The sequence below is a fragment of the Pseudomonas sp. UBA4194 genome (assembly GCF_002379585.1).
Lineage (GTDB): Bacteria > Pseudomonadota > Gammaproteobacteria > Pseudomonadales > Pseudomonadaceae > Aquipseudomonas.
The window spans coordinates 1-5,208 of sequence record NZ_DFUE01000001.1 but is presented as its reverse complement, the minus strand read 5'-3'; the positions used below and the strand labels follow the sequence as shown (position 1 = coordinate 5,208).

The window sequence follows — 5,208 nt, the reverse complement described above, 5'->3', positions numbered from 1 at the left end:
CTAGAAGCGGATCGGGGTGCGGCGGATGTCGGTGATCGGCTCCCTCTCCCTGGGGGAGAGGGGGCTAGAAGCGGATCGCGGTGCGGCGGATGTCGGTGATCGGCTCCCTCTCCCCCAGGGAGAGGGCTGGGGTGAGGGGACCATTCACCATCAATCCCCCCTCACTGCGCGTAAAAATACCCGCGACTGCGCAACGCCACGATCCTGGGCCGTCCATCCGCATGAGGTCCGATCTTCTTGCGCAGGTTGCTGACATGCATGTCCAGGCTGCGATCATACAGTGTCAGTTTTCGGCCCAGGGCAATCTGCGCCAATTCCTGCTTGTCCAGCGGCTCACCCGGCTGACGCATCAGTGCCTCGAGCAACCGGCTTTCCGACACTGTCAGGTTGATGTCATGTTCATCGATGCTCACCACGCCCCGGGCGGGACTGAAGCACAGGTCGCCCAGCTCCAGCTGTCCTGGGGTAGCGACCGGATGACTGCGGCGCAATACCGCGCGCAGGCGCGCGGTCAGCTCGCGGGGATCGCAGGGTTTGGCCAGGTAGTCATCGGCGCCCAGTTCCAGGCCCAGAATGCGGTCCAGCGGTTCACCACGAGCCGACAGCATCAGTACCGGCAGTTCCGGGTGGTCGCTGCGCAGTTGCTTGAGCAGCTCCAGGCCGCTGCCGTCGGGCAGCATCACATCCAGCACCACCGCCGCCGGGGCTTGCTCGGCCAAGGCCTGGCGAGCGCTGCTGCCGTCGTGACAGGCGCGAACCTGAAAGCCTTCCTGGCTTAGCCAACTGCTCAACAGCTCACAGAGTTCGACGTCATCGTCGATCAGTAACAGGTCGCTCATTTATACCTTCATTCAGCGATCAGACAGCGCCGGCTTCAACCGGGGCAGGCAGGGTCTGCTTGAAGGGCTTGACCAACACATCCTTGTACACGCCGGCAGCGACAAACGGATCGGCGCCGGCCCAGGCCTGCGCTTCGTCCAGCGACTCGAAGCGAGCAACGATGAGGCTGCCGCTGAAACCCGCTTCACCGGGATCATTGTTGTCTACAGCCGGATGGGGGCCGGCGAGCACCAGACGGCCCTCGCGGTCAAGTTGCTGCAGGCGCTCGAGATGCTCGGGGCGCGCGGCCAAGCGTTTTTCCAGGGAATTGGGCACGTCGGTAGCAATGATGGCGTAGAGCATGTCAGTCCTCGGTTTTTGGTGTTGTGCGATCGGTATCATGCAGGTGGCGGGACAGGTAGATACCCTGGCCCACCAGGAACAGCAACGTCATGGCCAGGCTGCCGAACACCTTGAAGTCCACCCAGAACGCCTGGAAAGTGAAGGCCACGAACAGGTTGGCCGCACCACAGAAGATGAAGAACACGATCCAGGCGACGTTCAGACGCAGCCAGATCGGATCAGGCAGGGTCAGGGCATGACCCATCATGCGTTTGATCAACGGCTGCTTGCCGATGAAGTGGCTGCCGGCGAACGCCAAGGCGAACAGCCAGTTCACCACCGGCGCTTTCCACTTGAGGAAGGTTTCGCTGTGGAACGCCAGGGTCAGGCCACCGAACACCAGGCAGGCGATCAGCGTCAGCCACTGGCCTTTTTCCAGCTTGCGCTGAGTGACGAAGAGAATGCCGTAGACAATCACCGAGCTGATGATGAGCACGGCGGTGGCACTGAATATGCCACCGAAGGCAAAGCTGTGGCCGGCCAGTTCGACCGTTTGCGGGTCGGTCTTGTAGGCAACGAGGAACAGGAGCAGCGGGATGAAATCGATCAATTGTTTCACAGTGGCAGCCAGAAGCAGGATGTGACGGCATAATAACAAACATCAATGACTGCGAAAGCGCCACTATGAATGTTGACCTGCACTGCCACAGCACCGCTTCCGATGGCGCCCTTGCCCCTGCCGTTCTGGTGCAGCGCGCCTTCGAGCATGGCGTGCAGACCCTCGCATTGACCGACCACGACACCCTGGAAGGCCTGCCAGAGGCCCGCCAGACCGCCCAGGCATTGAACATGCAGTGGATCAGTGGGGTCGAGATGTCATGCACCTGGGGCGGTGCCACCATTCACGTGCTTGGTTACAATTTCGCCTTGGATGCGCCGCCACTGGTCGCTGCCCTCGACAGTCTGCACCACGGTCGGTGGCTGCGGGCCGAGGAAATCGACCGGCGGCTGGCCCTCAAGGGCATGCCGGGCGCGTTGGCGGGCGCCAGGGCGATTCAGCAGGGCCTGGGTGACAGCGGCAACGCCCCGGCACGGCCCCACTTCGCTGATTTCCTGGTCCAGGAGGGCTACGTGCGCGACCGCCAGGAGGCGTTTCGCAAATGGTTGGGTGCCGGCAAGCTGGGCGACGTGAAGCAGCATTGGCCCACCCTGGAAGATACGGTCAAGACCCTGCGCGAGGCCAAGGCCTGGATCAGCCTGGCCCATCCGCTGCACTACGATTTCACCCGCAGCAAGCGCCGCAAGTTGATCGGCGACTATATTCAAGCGGGCGGGCATGCCATCGAAGTGGTCAATGGCATGCAAGCCGCCGAGCAGGTCGGCACCTTGTCGATCCTGGCCCGGGAATTCGGTCTGCTGGCCAGCGCTGGCAGTGACTTCCACGGCCCTGGCACCTGGGGTGAAATCGGTGTCTATCGGCCTTTGCCGGAGGACCTGCCACCGCTGGCGGCACGGTTCAAACATGATCAGCCACTTACTGCCTGAACAGGACGCAAACGTGAGTCAATTTTTTCAGATCCACCCGGACAACCCCCAGGCCCGCCTGATCAAGCAAGCCGTGGAGATCATCCGGGGCGGGGGCGTGGTGATCTATCCAACCGACTCTTCCTACGCCATTGGCTGCCAGATCGGCGACAAGACGGCGGTGGAGCGCGTGCGTCGGCTGCGTCAGCTGGACGACAAGCACAACTTCGCGATCATCTGCTGCGACCTGTCGCAGTTGGGCCTGTTCGCCAAGGTCGATACTGCAGCGTTTCGCCTGCTCAAGGCGCACACGCCGGGGCCTTACACCTTCATCCTCAGCGCCACCCGGGAAGTGCCCCGGCTGCTGCTGCATCCCAAGCGCCGCACCATCGGCCTGCGGGTACCGAGCCATCCGATCGCCCTGGCGCTGCTCGAGGAGCTGGGTGAGCCGCTGATGAGCGTGAGCCTGATCATGCCGGGTGAGAAAGAGCCGCTGAGTGATCCCTACGAGATGCGCCAGTTGCTGGAGAAGCAGGTCGATCTGATCATCGATGGCGGCTTTGGTGGTACCGAGGCTTCCACCGTGATCAACCTGGCTGACGGCGATCCGCAAGTGGTGCGCGTGGGTTGTGGCGATCCAGCGCCGTTCGCGGCGCTGGCGTGAGCGACCTGAGCGCGGCCGAGGAGCCGGCGCTGGACAACCCGCTCACCGCTCCGCAGCAACTGCAACTGGCACTGGTGTATGGCGAAGCCTTCACCCAGATGCCGCAGGACCTGTACATTCCGCCCGACGCGCTGGAAGTCTTCCTGGAAGCCTTCGAAGGCCCGCTGGACCTGCTGCTGTACCTGATCCGCAAGCAGAACATCGACATCCTCGACATCCCCGTGGCCGAGATCACCCGCCAGTACATGGGCTACGTGGAATTGATGAAGACCGTGCGCCTGGAACTGGCGGCGGAATATCTGGTGATGGCCGCCATGCTGGCCGAGATCAAGTCGCGGATGTTGCTGCCACGCTCGGCCGCCATCGAGGAAGAGGAAGACGACCCCCGCGCCGAACTGATCCGCCGGCTGCAGGAGTACGAACGGTTCAAGGCCGCCGCCGAGGGCATCGACACGCTGAAACGGGTGGGGCGCGACCTTTACGTGCCCAGGCTGGATGCGCCGCAGGCCAAGGTGCGCAAACTGCTCCCGGAAGTCAGCCTGGAGGAACTGCTGCTGTCCATGGCCGATGTGCTGCGCCGCGGCGACATGTTCGAAAGCCATCAGGTCAGCCGAGAAGCCTTGTCCACCCGCGAGCGCATGAGCGATGTGCTGGAGCGTTTGCGCGACGGCGGCTTCGTGCCCTTCGTCGAGCTGTTCACGGCCGAGGAGGGCAAGCTGGGCGTGGTTGTGACCTTCATGGCGATCCTGGAGCTGGTGAAGGAGCAATTGATTGAGTTGGTACAGAACGAGGCGTTTGCCGCTATCCATGTCCGGGCCCGAGCCGAAGAATGAATCTGACTGAACCGCGCGAGTTGGCGCCGCTGCTTGAAGCCTTTTTGCTGGCCTTCGGAAAACCCCAATCGCTCGAACGCCTTTATGAGCTGTTCGAGGAGGCCGAGCGGCCCGAGCCTGGGGTGTTCAAGAAAGCTCTGGAGTTGTTGGGCAAGTCCTGCGACAAGCGCGCCTTCGAACTGGTAGAGGTCGCCTCGGGCTATCGCCTGCAGATTCGCGAGAAGTACGCACCCTGGGTCGGCCGCCTGTGGGAGGAACGCCCGCAGCGCTATTCGCGCGCCATGCTGGAAACGATTGCCTTGATTGCCTATCGGCAACCCGTCACCCGTGGTGAAATCGAGGACGTGCGTGGTGTGGCAGTGAACAGCAACATCATCAAGACCCTGCTTGAACGTGAGTGGATACGGGTAGTGGGCTACCGCGATGTGCCGGGCAAACCGGCGATGTTCGCCACCACCAAGGCGTTCCTCGACCATTTCAACCTGAAAAACCTCGATGACCTTCCGCCGTTGGCCGAGCTGCGCGAGATGGAGCCCGAGCCCATCGTCGACGACCTGGACGATGCCCCGGTGCCTGCCCACTTGCAGGCTCTGGCCGACGCCAGCGCCGAGCCTGAGGAGGGTGAGGAGCTGCCCAGGGACGAGACGAGCTTTCGCAGCCTACTGGTGGAACTGGATTCGATGGAGCAGGGGCTCAAGACCGATTTTGACGATTTGATCGAAGATGAGGCGGAGCCGGACGACCAGGGTGGGTCGGCGGCTGGCGGCTGATTCGGTTTCATCCGTGGGGCGGGATTTGGATCGGCGGTGAATGGTCCCCTCACCCCAGCCCTCTCCCTGAGGGAGAGGGAGCTGAACGCGGATCGCGGTGCTGCAGATTTCGGTGATCGGCTCCCTCTCTCTGAGGGAGGGGGCTAAAAGCGGATCTCGGTGCTGCAGATTTCGGTGAGCGGCCCCCTCTCCCTCAGGGAGAGGGTTGGGGTGAGGGGACCATTCACCGCAGACCCAAGAACAATCCCGCAAAATT

The 5,208-nt window shown here is 62.7% G+C and carries 7 protein-coding genes; 4 read left to right on the top strand and 3 right to left on the bottom strand.

Annotated features, from left to right (window positions below; translation table 11 throughout):
• Positions 1–161: 161 nt before the first annotated feature.
• Genes B3397_RS00035 through B3397_RS00025 form a run of 3 tightly spaced genes read right to left on the bottom strand, consistent with a single transcriptional unit; the run spans position 162 to position 1,780 of the window.
• Positions 162–839: a response regulator transcription factor gene (locus B3397_RS00035; RefSeq protein ID WP_296246100.1), complete on the bottom strand. Its 678-nt coding sequence runs from the start codon at positions 837–839 to the stop codon at positions 162–164.
• A gap of 19 nt (positions 840–858) precedes the next feature.
• Positions 859–1,182: a YciI family protein gene (locus B3397_RS00030; RefSeq protein WP_296246098.1), complete on the bottom strand. Its 324-nt coding sequence runs from the start codon at positions 1,180–1,182 to the stop codon at positions 859–861.
• Position 1,183: 1 nt separating this feature from the next.
• Positions 1,184–1,780, bottom strand: coding sequence for a septation protein A (locus tag B3397_RS00025; protein ID WP_296246097.1), 597 nt, complete (start codon positions 1,778–1,780; stop codon positions 1,184–1,186).
• Positions 1,781–1,845: 65 nt separating this feature from the next.
• On the opposite strand from B3397_RS00025, the gene B3397_RS00020 reads away from it, so the two are divergent.
• From B3397_RS00020 to scpB, 4 genes are all read left to right on the top strand, one after another.
• Entirely contained in the window at positions 1,846–2,706 is an 861-nt protein-coding gene (locus B3397_RS00020; RefSeq protein ID WP_296246094.1) for a PHP domain-containing protein, read from the top strand.
• Between the two features lie 13 nt (positions 2,707–2,719).
• Positions 2,720–3,349, top strand: coding sequence for an L-threonylcarbamoyladenylate synthase (locus B3397_RS00015; RefSeq protein ID WP_296246092.1), 630 nt, complete (start codon positions 2,720–2,722; stop codon positions 3,347–3,349).
• Between the two features lie 131 nt (positions 3,350–3,480).
• Positions 3,481–4,182 (top strand): segregation and condensation protein A, encoded by a 702-nt coding sequence (locus tag B3397_RS00010; RefSeq protein WP_296246108.1) that lies wholly within the window; start codon positions 3,481–3,483, stop codon positions 4,180–4,182.
• On the top strand, positions 4,179–4,952 hold the full coding sequence (gene scpB / locus B3397_RS00005) for an SMC-Scp complex subunit ScpB (protein WP_296246090.1): 774 nt from the start codon (positions 4,179–4,181) through the stop codon (positions 4,950–4,952). The genes B3397_RS00010 and scpB overlap by 4 nt, the downstream gene beginning before the upstream one ends.
• Positions 4,953–5,208: the final 256 nt, after the last annotated feature.

Bases quoted from the DNA above. Each gene is read 5' to 3' on its own strand.
- B3397_RS00035 (WP_296246100.1), bottom strand. From the start codon at position 839: ATGAGCGACCTGTTACTGATCGACGATGACGTCGAACTCTGTGAGCTG.
- B3397_RS00020 (WP_296246094.1), top strand. From the start codon at position 1,846: ATGAATGTTGACCTGCACTGCCACAGCACCGCTTCCGATGGCGCCCTT.
- scpB (WP_296246090.1), top strand. From the start codon at position 4,179: ATGAATCTGACTGAACCGCGCGAGTTGGCGCCGCTGCTTGAAGCCTTT.
- B3397_RS00030 (WP_296246098.1), bottom strand. From the start codon at position 1,182: ATGCTCTACGCCATCATTGCTACCGACGTGCCCAATTCCCTGGAAAAA.